The following is a 13,908-nucleotide window of genomic DNA, read 5'->3' as shown; positions in this document are numbered from 1 at the left end:
AAGCTATGAAGACTCAACCCGAGACCATGCGGAACCACTGGTGGTGGCGGCCCGGCTGGAGTGTAGGCCGCCGCTTCTACACCTGGCACCTGACGTTCGAGCGCCAGGACGACGTGCACCGGCTCGCTGCCGAGTACCGTTCCGCGCTCGCACCCCTCGGAGAGATACTCACCCCAATCCCCGACCAATGGCTGCACCTGACCATGCAGGGCATCGGCTTCGTGGGCGAGACCAAAGAGCAGGACGTCCACAGCATCGTGGATACAGCCCAAACGCGCTTGGCCGCTATCTCGGCCTTCGACGTCCGGATCGGACCGGAGGTGTTGGACCCCGAGGCCGTGCTCCTGCATGTCCACCCCGACGGCCCTGTCCGGGCCGTTAGAGACGCCATTCGGGAGGCCATTGGAGAGGTTCTCGGCGAGGTCCCAGAGAAGGCTGCGGGCTTCACTCCGCACGTCTCCGTGGCCTACAGCGCGGAAGACGGTCCCGCTGAGCCCATCACGGAGGCCCTCGCCAATCTCAACCTCCCGCCAGCGCATGCTCGCATCTCCACTGCGGAACTCATCGTCATCCACCGGGACAACCAGATGTACGAGTGGGAGACCTTCGCGAAAGTGCCGCTCGGCTGACAGCCTTCTGCCAAGCGGGGTCTTGCCGCCTGTGCCAGGGGAGGCAAGACCCCCGCGCCCCACATTGCGGTGCTCGCCCTCGGCATGATCGAGGAAGGCACGATCCGCGAGCACATCTACAAAGGGTGGGCAGTGGGGTTCCGCGCGGACGGTGCGGGCCGCCGTGATCGTGGCACTCCTCCTGGGCGCGAACGCCGTACAACCGGGCACCGTGGCGGCTCTGAGGCTCGCCGGGACACGGATATCGGGACGACCTGCTCCTCAACCCCTGTCCGGGCGCTTGCCGTCCCGGTGTTCGGCGTTTAGAAGCTGGCCAGCCCAGCGAGTTCGTACGGACCATCGCGGAGCCCAGGCTCAGCTATCCGTGTCGTCACACTGCTCAACAGCGTGGGCCGATGGCATGCCCTTTACGCCACCCTGCACCCCAGGAAGGGGTTTCAGAGCGGGCGCCCCTTGAGTCAGCCGCCCATCGTGGCGTACCCAGGTCAATCCGTCTCGATCTGTGAATTGCAAGCCACCGCTTTCCAAGATGGGAAGCTCACCTTCTACCGAGCGCCATCCCTCAGCATTCGGCAGCCCCCACAAGTAGGGCGAGGCGAAGCTGTGAAGGCTCTCTAGGGTGGGGCTCAGCTTTTCGCTGTACACGAGCTGGTCTTGGCTGATCGTCAAGTCAGTGCAGGGAGGCACACTAGTCAACGAGAGCGAATAGCCCACCCAAATCGCCGGCGAATGGCCAGCTGCCGCCTTCGTGCGCGTGCCTACCACCACGAAGGTCAGTGCCACGTTGGTGACGGGGTCGGGGCTCCGATTCGTAAGGTGCAGGGACCACTTGCCGTGCGCATCCTGAATTGCCCAGGTGGATACCCGGGATGCCTGAGCGCGTTCCGACTTGGTCTCCGCCTCTTGCGACTGATGGAGTTGGTCTTGAGCGACAAGCACTGCCCACACGGTCCCCGGAACGGCGAGCAGGACGGTCACTAGCCCCCCTACCACTGTGAGGTCGCGCCACTGGCGGGGCCTCCTCGCGCCCTCCGGCCCGTCAGTTCTTTGCCGCTGCCTCACCCGGCCCGGCCTCTGGCGACTCAACCGCAGCGTCACTCGTTGCTCCCGGCCCACGCGGCGCATGCACTCCTCCCCTGTTCACTGCTGCCAGAGGCGCCCAACTGTCCCATCTGGATCCGTAGTTCACTCGTCGATCCTTCAACAACAAGCGGAGTTCTATGATCGGTGTGACTTACCGCCCGAGCGGGTGAGACGGCGGCGGATCGCCTGACGGTACGGATGCCATCCCGCTACGAAGATCATGACCGTTAGTGATCTTCGAGAGGGAGTCCCCGTCGTGCGCTTCACCCTCGCCGCCCGTACGGCTGCCGCCACGCTGTCCGCGCTCGCCGTCCTGCTCTCCCCCGCCACCGCCCACGCCGTCACATCCGAGCGCGCGATCGCTCCCGGCGACACCCTGACGCTGCCCGTCCGCGACGCCCTGGCGGCGCTCCCCGTCCAGGACGAGAGTAGGGCCGGCTACGAACGCAGCAAGTTCCGTCACTGGATCGACGCCGATCGCGACGGCTGCAACACCCGCCAGGAGGTCCTCAAATCCGAGGCGCTCCTCGCCCCGCAGCAGGGACCGAACTGCACGCTGACCGGCGGCCAGTGGTACTCCCCGTACGACGACAAGTACTTCAACGACGCACGCGCCCTCGACATCGACCACCTCGTCCCCCTCGCCGAGGCCTGGGACTCCGGCGCCTCCGGCTGGACAGCCCAGGAACGCCAGGCGTACGCCAACGATCTGGACGACGCGCGCGCCTTGATCGCGGTCTCCGCCGCTTCGAACCGCAGCAAGTCTGACCAGGACCCGAGCACTTGGCAGCCGCCCGCCCTCGGCTACCGCTGCCAGTACGTGACCGACTGGGTCGCCGACAAATCCAGGTGGGGTCTGACCGTCGACCCCGCCGAACACGCCGCACTGTCCGAGGCGTTGAGCAGCTGTCCCGATCAGCCCATCTCCGTCGTCTTCGCCCGCTGAAACTGGTCCGGCCCGCCGCTACGGGGGAAAGCGACGGGCCAGATGACTGCCACGGTCCCATACCTGCCGTCTCCGGCACACCGCATCTGGCCGAATTCGCCTCTGTCGTACGACAGTTGCCTGCCCCGCTGTCCGGCGCCGGCCGAGGCGCCGCATGCGGTCGGCCATAGCAGACGCCAATTGGGTCTCCCGAGTCCTTTTATCCTTGGCATCGTTCCTGGCAACACAGGAACGCCCCGCCATCGGGATCCGGGAGGACACGACGGCCGCGCTTGAACAAAGGACATCGCGTGTCCCTCACGCCCGTTGTGACCCTCGCCCTTGTCATCACGTCCGTGGTGCTCGCGTACCGGGACGAGAAGCTCGGCGCCGCCCTGATGACAGGCTGCGCCGTGCTCGCCGCGCTCTACGCGCTCCTGGGGGCGCCGGCCGCGGGAGCTGCCCCGCAGGCCCCTGCGCCTACGTCGGTGACCGAGTCGCCGGTTCAGCCAGGGTAGGCAGTTCCCTTGCCCATCACTCGCCGATCCTTACCAGACAGCCCCCGACAGACGTGGCCTTCACCGTAGGCGGAGACGAGAAGCGGCCACCCGGTCCAAGTCGGAGCACCCGCCTGTCAGGTCTGGTAGAGTCTCGCGTCGTGTAGGAGTTGGGCGTAGGCCCCATCGGTTCACGACCGAGAACTTCGCAGAGTCGCGGTGATCCGGCTTCAAAACCCGGCGGCCATTTATGGCTGTAGCTCAATTGGTAGAGCCCGCCTTTCTTTGGCTGATGCCCGTTCCGTCAGGAACGGGCATCAGCGTTTTTGCGGTCGATCAGCTGGCTCGCGTGATGGCGTCCGCGATCTCAGTTTCAGTCAGGGAAAGCGGCAAGTAGTGGAAGCGCGCAAAGCCCTTGATCCTCTTCTGCCGCTGCGGAGCCGGCTCTTTCAGCACCCCGGGGAGCTCCCCGGCGGCGTCTTCGACAACTAGATCTGCCCAGGCATCGCGGGTGAGAGCCGACTGAAGCAGCACGTTGGCTTCGCGAGCCAGGGCCTTGGTGCACGCCAAGGCAGCCACGATCTCGCCGTGTCCGAACTCGACCTTGTCCCCCAACTGCACGGTCCGCGGTGATCGACCAGCCCGGGCGATCCACCCCGCTTCCGATGCGGCGTCCCAGACGGCCAAGTGATCGGCGAGGTCGCGGTCGACCAACCCACCAGCGTGGATCGAACAGTTGCGCATCAGCCGCAGCGTGTGAAATTGCTGGAGTTCAACAGCTGAGAAGTTGCCGCCAGCAACCCTCTCGATTTCCTCGTGCTGCGTCCAGGCCTTGATGTACTTGATGTCCTGCTTTGACAAGGTGTAGCCAGCTTGCTGGAGCATCCCGAGGCAGGTCTTTATGAAGTCTTCGTGGATGCCGAGGACGTATGGAACTGTCATCGCACCGAGGTGCACATCACCTGAGGAGAGGATCGCTCTGGCAGAGACGGACTTCATGTCAAGTCTCTTGATGTGGGGGACGTTGGGGAAAATTTCCGACAACAGCCGATCGGAGCCCTCGGTCAGCTGCAGCAGGTGCGAGGCCATGCCCGCGCCAGCCAGCAAGCCCATCACGGCGTTATTGGCCCTGGTGCGTATCTGCTCGTACTGTCGATACTCAGGGAAGCGCACTGTCTTCACCGGCGTCACACTACGCCACCTGCGTGTAGCCCGATTCAGAGTTATTCATTCTGCTTTTCTCCGGTTTCGGGGATCTCTGTCAGCCCGATAAGGAACGGAATGCTGTCCGCGCATGGCTGCGACCCCGAGCCATCCGGACAGCGCGAGGTCTCTGTGCGCTGGTGGAGTCAGGCTGTCTCGGATCACCCGGCATTGGCCCCGCAGGGTCCCCTCGTCTGCGCCCCACCAGCCCGGGTCCGGAACTCGCACCACGTGTCACGTGCTCAACAGGCACCCTTCCTGACACTTGAACTCGCCCAAGCATCAAGGAAGTTGTGACGGTGACGCGGTTGCGGTTGCGGTTGCGGTTGCGGTTGCGGTTGCGGTTGCGGTTGCGGTGAGCTATCCACAGGCATTCGCGGTTATCCACAGGCCGTCACGCGCTTCGACGCTTCGCCGTACGTTGCTGCCTCAGCGATCACGAGTACGGGGGTGCGCGATGACGTACAGGGTCGATCTAGCGTTTCGGGTGGAGGATGCGCTGGCCAACCTCCCGGACAAAGGCCAGCAGGAGATCTTTGAGACGATCGCGGCGGCCCTGGTCCGGCCGGCCATTTGGCCGCCGCCCGGCGGTCGGCACGGCGCACTCTGCTGGGGGCCGCTGTCGTGGGTCGCCTTCGCCGCGTACATCGACGGCATCGAGGTGTACGACGTGGGTTGGGCAGGCTGAACGAGCCCCCGCCGCACCACGGCGGCGGGGCTCTCGCTACCTCAGGTGCGGTTCAAAGTGATGCACTGGCACGGCTTGCGGTTCGCCGGCACCTCGCCGGGCGCAAAGCGACGGATCGGGGCGTGCTGGTATCCCCGGCGGAAGAGGGTGCAGTTCGTGCTCGCGTGGTAGGCGTCGCTGGTGTCGGTGGTGACGACCTCGGTGAGCGGGTCGAACTTCCGCGTGCCGGGCTGCATGTACAGGCCGACCTGTGTACGAAGACCGTTCTCGATCCAGGAACTCTTAGCCGCACGGCTGGTGTTGACGCCGCACGCCTCTGCGAACTCGTGGACGTCGAACTGCGGATCGGCGTGGCCAAGCACCTGCGCAGCAACCCACATGACGTTGGTGCGTACCCGGTCAGTCTCTTCTTCGGTGAGGACCTGCTCGGTACGGCGGGAGGGGGAGTCGCTGGTGCGGCTGTGGCCCGCTCGGTCCATCCGCCAGGGGGCGTCCGACCAGTCATGCTGGGCGATCTCGGCGGCGAATTCTTGGGCAAGACGGCTCAAGGCCATGGCGTCCTCCGAATGGACATGGTTGAAACCGTCCGCCGACCGGACGGCCATTTGGAGGCTACACCCGTGCTCGGGATTGCCGATCGTGTCGCTGTCGGGCCGCGCCCTGGACGAAGGACGCTGCCCAGCCAGCCCCCAGCCCGACACCTAGGGCCGTCGCTCCCCGGCTCTCCGCAGAGCCGGAAAGCGTCAGGAAGATCGTGATCCCGACGATGCTGTACGTGATCAAAGTGACCGCGACCGGTGGTATGCCGTACCACCATGGCGTGCCTTGTCGAACGTCCACCCGTTCTCCCTCGCCGAACGTGCGTGATGCGCGACACAGTAGTCACGCGTCTCATGCGTACCGTCGCCGCCCCAGCCCCGGCAGGCGATCACTCAGCTCTCACAGTGACCTCGGCGACGTGGGTCATGAGCCGTCCGCAGGCCACGCCGCCACGTCGGAGGTGCGGAGACCGAGGCGAGCAGGGACCGCCCGCTCGCTCACTGTCCGGGCCGAGCTTGCCCATCATGGGCGCCTGCGGCGTCGCTCACGCGATGATGTCGTTGACACTCCCCCCGCTGGCCTTCGGCAGGGAGGTCAAGAGGCCGACCGGTAGGTGGCGGCCGGGCCGATCGCGCCGGGCCCGAACTTCTCGCGGATCCGGTCGACCGCGATCTCGGCAACGAGCCGCGTCTGCCGGGCAGCGTCGAGACTGAGCTGTTCGGCGACCCGGTCGCCGTCGACCAGGTCCTCGCCGCGCAGCGCGAGACCGGTCAGCCGACCTCGCTGGAGACCTGCGGCATCCATGAGCTGGTAGGTGAGCTGCCGCAGGTCGTCCTCGTGCCCGGACGGCTCGGCCAGGCGACGGGTCTTCTCCCACGCCGGCCCTCCGGCAAAGGTCAGCGTGAGCGTGAGAGCCCGCGCGGCCTGCCCGCGGCGGCGCAGCTCGGCACCGAGCTGCACGACGAGGCCCAGCAGGGCCGAGCGCGCCACGGCGCCGTCGAGGACGTCGTGGGGGAACCGGTGACGGACGCTGACGGAGGCTGGCAAGCGGCGTGGGGTGACGGTCCGGGGGTCTATACCGCGGGCCCGATCGACGGCCGCACGGCCCGCTCGCCCCAGCAGGCGCTGCACGGTCTCGGCCGGCAGTGCGGCGAGCAGGCCGACGCGGTCGACGCCGTAGTGCCGAAGGGTGGCGGCCTGGCGGGGGCCGATGCCGTGGAGTTCCTCCACCAGGAGTAGGGCGAGCCAGTCTGCGACGTCAGCGGCCTCGATGGCCAAGACGCCGCCCGGATGTCGGACCTGCGCGGAGGCGGTCGCAGCGACGGTGATGGTCGGGCCAATCCCGACGCGGACGTCGACGCCGTAGCGGGAGACCGTCCGTAGCCGCAGGATCTCCCCCAGGTGGGATGCGGTCGCGCCGTGGTAGCGCAGCGCGCCGCGCAGGTCGACCAGGGCCGCCGTGGGCGGCAGGGCCTGCACCACTGGCGACAACTCCGCCAGCTGTTCCAGGACTTGTCGGTAGGTCTCCTCCGGTAGCCGGTCCGGGCAGCGCACATGCATCACCACACCCGGCCGACGCTCCGTCGACGTAGCACTCATCCGGCACTCACCTCCCCCGCCACGCTATCGAACATTCGATCGAATGCGCGAGCGTGAAGGTCAGCGTCGCGCGTCTAGAGTGGAAAATGCGTTCGATAACTCGCGGGATCTTCCGGACGACCTAGAGCGGCTCCAGACGCTGCGGACCTGGAATGCCATGTGGCTGGCCCGCATCGACCGCAAGATCGCCGCACTGGAACAGCGTCAGGCCGAAGAGGAGCACCGCCGGACGCACCGCCCGCCAGTACCTGACTGGATCCTCGAACTCAACCGCGCCACAGGGCACCCGCAGTCCGTGCACGTCGGCGACTGTGGCATGGCCGGCCGCCGAAGACGGCAGGTCGACCAGGATGGCGCCCGCCGCCTCCTCACCGTCGATGGGGTGCCTGCCTGCCCGATCTGCCGCCCAGACACCGCACTGCACATCACCGACTAGCCAGCACTTCCTTTGTGGCACTCGTCCGCAGGTCGGCGCGGCCCTCCTCGCCCCCGTTGTGGGGCGCGCAGTGGGCCCCGTACCGGCATCGGGTACGGGGCCCACTCTCGCGTGTGACCGAGGATTCTCGGGTCGGACAGCCCTCACGCGCGCATGACTGCGGCTGAAACGACCGCGCCTGCCACCCACGCAAGCGCGGCAGCCTCCCATTCCTGTAGTCCGTTCTGGAGCGCCCATCTCTTAGCGATCGCGTGAGCGCAGGATCCTACGATCGCCGCAGTGATCTTCTTGGGCACGATATTGCCTTTCTGCATGTGTGTTGGCTTCGCCCCGAGAGGGGGCCTGCGTTCTCAGCAGAGCAGGACGAACATGCAGGTAGCAAGGGGGTAGGGCCGGTTTGCAAGTTATCGGGGCATCCCGTGGGAGTACTCGGCGCGAAGGAGTTAGCAGGCACTCTGCTGGGAGTACTTGCAGGGCTACGCTCTCCCTATGAATGTCGACCCCGCAGGTATCGAGAGCGACGATCTGCTCCAGGCCGCAGCCACAGCCGGACACCTCGTAAGCGAGCGGATGCTGGAGGAGTTCCGTTCCCGTGCACAAGGCCTGCTCCCAACCCCTAAGCGCGGGCCGAATCGAGGTCGCAAGCCCGTGTGGCTGTACCCGCCCGGCACGGAGCGGCAGTTGGTGAGTCTCATGCGCTGGCGCGAGCACACGAAGGACCGCAACGTGCTGCGGGTGCTGCTGTGGCTGGACGGCTTTCCTATCGGGACCAGCGCCGTGCGTGAATCAGTGAGTACCAGCCTGACCACGATGGCCCAGACGCTGGAACGCGAACTCGAGGCGGAGGCCTCGCGCCGGGGCCTGGATCCGGCATCGGAACGCGAGGCCGCGCTGAACTCCATCGCTTCGACTCTGGCTGCACGGCGGGGACCGAACGCCCTGCCGCGGCCGGTACGGGTGACGGCTTCAGAGCGCACCAACGCGGTCGAGTTGATGCTGCGGCTGTTCGCGTTCGGGGAGACGCTCGACACTACCGAGGAGGAAGCCGCGACCGTCGAAAGGGTTCTCGGTGTCTCGCCGGGACGTCGGCAGCGCGTGGACGGTGGCGGGCCATGGCTGGTCGGTCCGGCGCAGGATCTGTTCGATGCGGCGCAGGTCATCTCACTGCCGAGGATGGCGGAGACCCTCGTGGACGCAACGGATGCGGAGCTGGAGTCGGCTCGGCAGCTCGTAGCGATGCTGTTCCGGTTCCTGCCGCTCGTTGCCAGGATGATCGGCGCCGTGTTCGGCAACGACAACTACGCCGGCATGGAAAGGGTCGGGCACCTCGACGACCATCCGGAGTTCGTGATGCTGCTCGTGCCGATGGTCGTCGCGATGATCCGTGCCGGATGGCAGGAGAACTTGGACACCATGGCGACCGCCTTGGAACCTTTTCCCGCGCTGACGGCCGAGATCCGGCGTGTCCTCGATATGCCGTCGAACGAGGTCGAGAGCAATCTCGAAGGTCAGCCTGCTGCGGTGCAGCGCCTGGCGCATCGACTGATCGGCGCCGCCTTGGACGGAAAGTTGGATCAGGTGCCTCACCGGCGACCCTGACCTCTGGATACGTCAGGCCGCCGTCAGATCTGGCCGTGGACCGAACCCACGCCGGCAGCGCGGATGGGAGATCGGCCATTCCGCGGCGTCCTCGACGGTTCGCACTGTGCGGTTGGCCTTGTCGGTGTCCTGATGGGTGGTCCAGCCGCAGTCGAGGCCGTCGAAGACCTCGACCATGGTGACGCCTGCCTGGCGGGTGCGGTTGAGGGTGCCGGCGTTGTAGGCGACGGCCGACTTGGCGAGGGTGGCGGCCTCGGCCCAGGCGCGGACCGGGACGCGAGCGCCGTTCCGGTAGACGACGTGAGTCAGCTTGTGCTCAGCGGCGAGTCTGTCCGCCAGATTCTTCGCGGCCTGCTTCGCCGTCACGTTGCCCGCCGCAAGCAGCGGGACCTCTCGGCGGGCCGCCTCTCGCATCGCCCGATAGAACTGGCTGGCCATTCGCTCGGCCTCCTGGGAGCGGCGCAGGAAGTCGGCATAGGAGTCGGCTGCGAGGGACTGTAGGGCGTCGCGGTGGAAGGTGGTCCAGGTGAAGGTCACGTTGAGGGCTTCGGCAGCGGCTTGAGCGCCAGCGGCGTACAGGTGCGGTAGTTGCCGTTGGACGAACTGCCGGGCCTCCTGGTCGACGCGTTGGCGGAAGGCGCTTATCGCCTGTTTGAACTCCTCCAGTGTCGCCACGGTGTGCGGCGCCCTCGCGTTGTCGGCGAACTGCGTGAGGACGGCGCGCTGTTGAGCGGCGAGTCGCTGCCAGGCATCTTCGAGTACGGCCGCGACGCGGCGCGCGATCTCGTCCGGGTCTCCGGGCACCAGTGGTGGCCACTCATACGGCATGCCGATCTACCGTCCCCGGCGAGCACGCAGCAGCGGCGCGGTCACGAGGTCGGTGCTTTCCTCACCCTCAGCCAGCTCATCCGGTGCGACCAGGTCCACGAGCGCGGTGATCTGGCGTTCGAGCCCCGCGAGGTTGTTGCTCTGGTCGATGGTGACCACACCGTCCACGGTCATACGGAGCGGGTCGGAAAGGAGCTTCGCGCGCCGCTCGGCCAGGATCTCGTTTGCGACAGCGCGAGCGGAGGATAGGCGCGCGTAGCGTGCGTCCAAGTCGGCGGTGTCCGTGGTGGGGCCGAGCTGAGCCAGCAGCCAGGACCGTACAGCGATGTCCATCAAATGCTCCTGTCGTACGAGGTGAGGCTCGACACCGTGACGGTGCCGAGCCTCACTGGTGATGGGCCGCTACCTACGCACCCGCACCGGCCGCCTTGGCGGTGCGTCGCCTCGGAGCCTTGGTGGGCTCCGGCTCCGGCTCCGGCTCCGGCTCCGGCTCCGGCTCCGGCTCCGGCTCCGGCTCCGGCTCCGGCTCCGGCTCCGGCTCCGGCTCCGGCTCCGAGGCAGGATCCGCCACGCTCGGCAGCTCTTCCATATCGCCATCCGCGCCGACCGGGCTCGGGTTGGCCTCATCCGGTGAGGGCGCCTCCCCCGACCACGCGGCCGGGTTCGGGATGAGCGGGGCGAGCCGCTCGGGTACCTCCTCCCCCGCTTCCAGCCGGATCGGGCCCTGCTCGGGGTCTCGCAGGAATACCGTGCGCGCCAACTTCGCCATGACCAGCTCCCGTTAGAAGACCGTCGCGGCGATGTGGATGTCCGGCACGTACAGCACGGGCATCGCAGCAGCGGCGGAGATCGTGGACAACTGGACGGGGGTACGCGTCTGCACGTGGGTGGTGATCACGATGCCGGGGGCCTCCTCGGCCGTGATGACTCCCTTACCTCGCAGCTCGATCGCCTCGGCGGTCAGACCGTACTGGGTCTCGCCCCACTGTTCGCGACGCGGAGGGATCATCGCCCACAGCGACTCCGGGGTCGTGCGCACCAGGGTGTCGCTGCTGTCGTACGCCTGCACGTCGTAGGCGGTCACGGGCGGCAGGTTGTACTTGGCGCGGACCCGGTTGACCTCCTCCGGAGCGAGCATCCCCGTCGGAATCTGCTCGGTGGACGGCGAGTTGTGGAACGCGGCCCGGTATTCCGCCGTGGCCCCGAGCAGCGACAGCGCCTTCTCCGAGGAGATGACCTGCTCGGGGCGCGGTGCGCCGATGCTCTTCAGGTACTGGATCCACGCCAGTTCGTCGGTGATCGGGGTGGCTGCATCCGACTGGGACCACGGCACCGCGACCGTCGGCCGGTTGGCGGCCGGCACCTTCCAGTCGACATCGAGGGCGACTCCGGGCAGGGACACCACACCGGTGGACAGCATCTGTCCGGCGGCGATCTCCATGGCGGCCTTCGTGGCCTCCACGTGCTGTTCCAGGTCGTCGTAGAGCAGGTCGAGGAACTCGCTGGTGTCCTGGCCGCGGTCGACGGCCGCCAGGATGATCTGGAGCTCGGAGAAGGGCAATTCCTGGCCGACCCAGGGCAGCATGCCTTCGTTGATGACCTGCTCCGCGCGCCGCCTGGCTAGCGACGGGGCGGCTTCCCACGCGCGGAACTTCGCCGCGTTCACGCGCCGCTTGCTGCTCTTCGTACGGAACTTGACGTTGTCGATGTTCCGTTCGGCGAACACCTCGCGGGTGAGGAGGTAGTCCTCCGGCGTGGTGATCGCTCGGATGAACGCCTGGATGTCCTCGGGGACGATCGCCTCAAGAAGCTTCTCAAGTGCCATGGGGCTGCCTCCTTACCGGTAGTGGATGAACGCGGTCGTGTTCGCGGCGGCCGGCGGCGCGAAGGCGACGGGCAGCTTCGACGCCTGCACCTCGCCACGCCACAGCAGTGCACCCGCGGTCTTCGTCGAGCCGGGAGTGAACGCGGTCTCGGCAACGAGGAATCCGGCGAGGACCTGAGTGCCGTCACTGGCCGCGGCGTTGTAGGGCGCGTACAGGCCGGATGCAGTGATCTTGCCGAGCGGGATGCCGGACTTGATGATGTGGCGGGGCTGGTTCTGCGTGCCCGGCGTGTAGTGGGTGCCTGCCGTCAGCTTGCTGGTGTCGACGGTGATCGTCTGGGCTTCGTGGACGCCGTCCAGTGAAGCGAGCCAAGTCCGGTCGTCGGTGACCGTCGTGGCAGTGGTGAGGACCTGGTAGTCGCTCACGATGTCTCCCTCATGGGTGCGGATCGGGTTGCCCCCGCACCCGGCGCGAGCGGCGCGGGGCGGTGTCCACGAGATGACGGCGGCCGAAGCGCGCCAGGGCGTGGTCCCTGATCAGCCCGACCGGCTTCCGGAAGAGCGTCCACGATTGGAGGGGCGTGGTCCCACGGCCATGTCTCGTCGACGTGGTCAGTCGCTGATGAGCCCTCGCCGCCGGGCCATTTCGAGACCCGCCGCCCCGCGCCGGGGCGGAATGCCTCCGCGCTTCGGCGGGCCGCTGGCGGGAGACCCGCCCGGAGCTGGCGGCACGGTTTCCCGGGTAGCGCCGAACAACTCGGGGCGTCGTTCCTTGAGTTGGTCAGCGGCAGCAGCCACAGCCGCCTCGCCAGCGTCAGGCTGGTCGTGCAGGGCGCGGTCGATCAGGAGGACCGCGTCATCAAGGTCGTCCCCCGTCGCGCCGAGTCCTCCCAGGGCAGCACGCAGGATGGCGGCGCGCTCCCGGTCCCGGGCCTGCGCCTCGCGTGTCTCCGCTGACCTCAGCAGCTCCTCGGCGGCCTGCTCACGGCGCTCGATCTCAGTAAGCGCGGCCTGGTCGGCGTCGCGCTTCGTGGTAATGAAGTCGGTCAGTGCCTCCGAGCTGTCGAACCCGAGGTCGCCGAGCAGTTTCTTCACGGCCGCCCGGCCGCCCTGGGTCTTCTCGCGGGCCAGCAGCCGCGAGAGGTCTTCCTGCGTGACGCCGCTGTTCGGGGCGCCGTCCTCGTCACCTGACTGGTTGGAGTCGTCGTCGGACGAGGCCCCGAGAATCGGATAGATCGGCCGCCCGTCACTGCGATGCCCGACCGGTTCGAGCGGATTGGGGAACGAGGCGCGCGTCATACGTGAACCATCCACAGGTCTCCAGCGCCCCCGCGCCGGTGATCAGTGTAGCTGGAGGACTCCGATCAAGGCACCGTCCAGCGGGCGCATCCGAAACCAGAAGAACCCATCCATTCACCCAGATGGCGGCATCCGCGAGCTGGACCCTCAACGGCCCGGGAGACTGACTGCGAGCGGGCGCATCACCAGAGAGACTGCGCAGTATGAGCCTTGGAGCAGCCTTATGAAACTCTCCGATCTGACATCGGTCAAGAACACCCCTGTCAGGACAAGAGACGGTGAACGAATCGGCCGAGTGATCGCGATCCACGTTGCCAGGACCCGCGCCAAGCCTATATTTGTGCAAGTCCTCGTGAAGAGGCAGAAGAAAGTGGTACCTCTCGCAGGGGCCAAGATCGAGCAGGGGGCTCTAACCCTCCCATATAGTGCAAACAAGATCTCGAATGGCCCCACATCCAGTAAAACCACACTCTCCACATCGGAGGAAATGGTAGCTCTCGATTATTATGGCCTAGGCCATAAAATGGTGCGCCAAAAGAAGCACCCGAACGCCAGCAAGGCTAGATACAGGAGAAGGTTTCAAAAGACGATCCAGAAACCCATTTACTCCGAGCCTAAAGTATTTGCAATACTTGGGCATCTCATTCCCGATTGGGATGATCCTGAACCGATTGAACCATCCGCCACAGATGACCCGGAACCGCCCGAGCCCTCCATGATAGGGGACTAAGGTCATGTCACAACAGCCCTCTGAGAC

General features: G+C 66.7%; 16 protein-coding genes. 7 read left to right on the top strand and 9 right to left on the bottom strand.

The window, feature by feature from the left end; translation table 11 throughout:
* Nucleotides 1-5: 5 nt before the first annotated feature.
* The 3 genes from M2283_RS06820 to M2283_RS06810 all read left to right on the top strand — a co-directional run bounded on the left by M2283_RS06820 (nt 6) and on the right by M2283_RS06810 (nt 3,155).
* Complete coding sequence (locus M2283_RS06820; protein WP_280875171.1) at nt 6-629, top strand: 2'-5' RNA ligase family protein; 624 nt, start codon at nt 6-8, stop codon at nt 627-629.
* Nucleotides 630-1,968: 1,339 nt separating this feature from the next.
* Nucleotides 1,969-2,658 (top strand): HNH endonuclease family protein, encoded by a 690-nt coding sequence (locus M2283_RS06815; protein WP_280875170.1) that lies wholly within the window; start codon nt 1,969-1,971, stop codon nt 2,656-2,658.
* A gap of 290 nt (nt 2,659-2,948) precedes the next feature.
* The gene (locus tag M2283_RS06810) at nt 2,949-3,155 is read left to right on the top strand and encodes a hypothetical protein (RefSeq protein ID WP_280875168.1); all 207 of its coding nucleotides are present in this window, start codon (nt 2,949-2,951) and stop codon (nt 3,153-3,155) included.
* A 315-nt stretch (nt 3,156-3,470) separates the two neighbouring features.
* Here M2283_RS06810 and M2283_RS06805 read toward each other — a convergent pair whose 3' ends face one another.
* Nucleotides 3,471-4,316 (bottom strand): hypothetical protein, encoded by an 846-nt coding sequence (locus M2283_RS06805; protein WP_280875167.1) that lies wholly within the window; start codon nt 4,314-4,316, stop codon nt 3,471-3,473.
* 478 nt (nt 4,317-4,794) lie between these two features.
* Here M2283_RS06805 and M2283_RS06800 point away from each other — a divergent pair, with 478 nt between their 5' ends.
* Nucleotides 4,795-5,025, top strand: coding sequence for a hypothetical protein (locus M2283_RS06800; protein ID WP_280875165.1), 231 nt, complete (start codon nt 4,795-4,797; stop codon nt 5,023-5,025).
* Nucleotides 5,026-5,066: 41 nt separating this feature from the next.
* On the opposite strand, the gene M2283_RS06795 is transcribed toward M2283_RS06800, so the two are convergent.
* Together M2283_RS06795 and M2283_RS06790 are read right to left on the bottom strand one after the other, a co-directional pair.
* Nucleotides 5,067-5,726 carry a hypothetical protein gene (locus M2283_RS06795; RefSeq protein ID WP_280875163.1) on the bottom strand — a complete coding sequence of 220 codons (660 nt, stop codon included), beginning with the start codon at nt 5,724-5,726 and terminating at the stop codon, nt 5,067-5,069.
* Between the two features lie 433 nt (nt 5,727-6,159).
* On the bottom strand, nt 6,160-7,164 hold the full coding sequence (locus M2283_RS06790; RefSeq protein ID WP_280875162.1) for a DNA polymerase Y family protein: 1,005 nt from the start codon (nt 7,162-7,164) through the stop codon (nt 6,160-6,162).
* Nucleotides 7,165-7,207: 43 nt separating this feature from the next.
* Here M2283_RS06790 and M2283_RS06785 point away from each other — a divergent pair, with 43 nt between their 5' ends.
* The gene (locus M2283_RS06785; protein WP_280875161.1) at nt 7,208-7,600 is read left to right on the top strand and encodes a DUF6233 domain-containing protein; all 393 of its coding nucleotides are present in this window, start codon (nt 7,208-7,210) and stop codon (nt 7,598-7,600) included.
* Between the two features lie 489 nt (nt 7,601-8,089).
* Nucleotides 8,090-9,199, top strand: a complete 1,110-nt coding sequence (locus tag M2283_RS06780; RefSeq protein ID WP_280875159.1) for a hypothetical protein — start codon at nt 8,090-8,092, stop codon at nt 9,197-9,199.
* A gap of 12 nt (nt 9,200-9,211) precedes the next feature.
* Here the strand turns inward: M2283_RS06780 and M2283_RS06775 are convergent, their stop codons facing one another.
* The 6 genes from M2283_RS06775 to M2283_RS06750 form a co-directional block, all read right to left on the bottom strand.
* On the bottom strand, nt 9,212-10,027 hold the full coding sequence (locus tag M2283_RS06775) for a hypothetical protein (protein ID WP_280875158.1): 816 nt from the start codon (nt 10,025-10,027) through the stop codon (nt 9,212-9,214).
* A 6-nt stretch (nt 10,028-10,033) separates the two neighbouring features.
* On the bottom strand, nt 10,034-10,360 hold the full coding sequence (locus M2283_RS06770) for a hypothetical protein (RefSeq protein WP_280875156.1): 327 nt from the start codon (nt 10,358-10,360) through the stop codon (nt 10,034-10,036).
* Nucleotides 10,361-10,433: 73 nt separating this feature from the next.
* Entirely contained in the window at nt 10,434-10,796 is a 363-nt protein-coding gene (locus M2283_RS06765; RefSeq protein WP_280875154.1) for a hypothetical protein, read from the bottom strand.
* Nucleotides 10,797-10,808: 12 nt separating this feature from the next.
* Entirely contained in the window at nt 10,809-11,852 is a 1,044-nt protein-coding gene (locus M2283_RS06760) for a major capsid protein (protein WP_280875153.1), read from the bottom strand.
* Nucleotides 11,853-11,864: 12 nt separating this feature from the next.
* Nucleotides 11,865-12,278, bottom strand: a complete 414-nt coding sequence (locus M2283_RS06755) for a head decoration protein (protein ID WP_280875152.1) — start codon at nt 12,276-12,278, stop codon at nt 11,865-11,867.
* 186 nt (nt 12,279-12,464) lie between these two features.
* Nucleotides 12,465-13,151 (bottom strand): hypothetical protein, encoded by a 687-nt coding sequence (locus tag M2283_RS06750; RefSeq protein ID WP_280875150.1) that lies wholly within the window; start codon nt 13,149-13,151, stop codon nt 12,465-12,467.
* A 223-nt stretch (nt 13,152-13,374) separates the two neighbouring features.
* On the opposite strand from M2283_RS06750, the gene M2283_RS06745 reads away from it, so the two are divergent.
* Complete coding sequence (locus M2283_RS06745) at nt 13,375-13,881, top strand: hypothetical protein (protein ID WP_280875149.1); 507 nt, start codon at nt 13,375-13,377, stop codon at nt 13,879-13,881.
* The last annotated feature ends 27 nt before the right edge of the window (nt 13,882-13,908 follow it).

This window comes from Streptomyces pseudovenezuelae (assembly GCF_029892565.1).
Taxonomy (GTDB): Bacteria; Actinomycetota; Actinomycetes; order Streptomycetales; family Streptomycetaceae; genus Streptomyces; species Streptomyces pseudovenezuelae_A.
Note: the sequence above shows the minus strand (reverse complement) of the source record. Positions and strands in the feature narration are given on the sequence as shown.

What these genes read in the sequence shown, in the direction of transcription:
- M2283_RS06820 (WP_280875171.1), top strand. Translation starts at nt 6, where the DNA reads ATGAAGACTCAACCCGAGACCATGCGGAACCACTGGTGGTGGCGGCCC.
- M2283_RS06800 (WP_280875165.1), top strand. Translation starts at nt 4,795, where the DNA reads ATGACGTACAGGGTCGATCTAGCGTTTCGGGTGGAGGATGCGCTGGCC.
- M2283_RS06790 (WP_280875162.1), bottom strand. Translation starts at nt 7,164, where the DNA reads ATGAGTGCTACGTCGACGGAGCGTCGGCCGGGTGTGGTGATGCATGTG.
- M2283_RS06785 (WP_280875161.1), top strand. Translation starts at nt 7,208, where the DNA reads ATGCGCGAGCGTGAAGGTCAGCGTCGCGCGTCTAGAGTGGAAAATGCG.
- M2283_RS06780 (WP_280875159.1), top strand. Translation starts at nt 8,090, where the DNA reads ATGAATGTCGACCCCGCAGGTATCGAGAGCGACGATCTGCTCCAGGCC.
- M2283_RS06775 (WP_280875158.1), bottom strand. Translation starts at nt 10,027, where the DNA reads ATGCCGTATGAGTGGCCACCACTGGTGCCCGGAGACCCGGACGAGATC.
- M2283_RS06770 (WP_280875156.1), bottom strand. Translation starts at nt 10,360, where the DNA reads ATGGACATCGCTGTACGGTCCTGGCTGCTGGCTCAGCTCGGCCCCACC.
- M2283_RS06765 (WP_280875154.1), bottom strand. Translation starts at nt 10,796, where the DNA reads ATGGCGAAGTTGGCGCGCACGGTATTCCTGCGAGACCCCGAGCAGGGC.
- M2283_RS06760 (WP_280875153.1), bottom strand. Translation starts at nt 11,852, where the DNA reads ATGGCACTTGAGAAGCTTCTTGAGGCGATCGTCCCCGAGGACATCCAG.
- M2283_RS06750 (WP_280875150.1), bottom strand. Translation starts at nt 13,151, where the DNA reads ATGACGCGCGCCTCGTTCCCCAATCCGCTCGAACCGGTCGGGCATCGC.
- M2283_RS06745 (WP_280875149.1), top strand. Translation starts at nt 13,375, where the DNA reads ATGAAACTCTCCGATCTGACATCGGTCAAGAACACCCCTGTCAGGACA.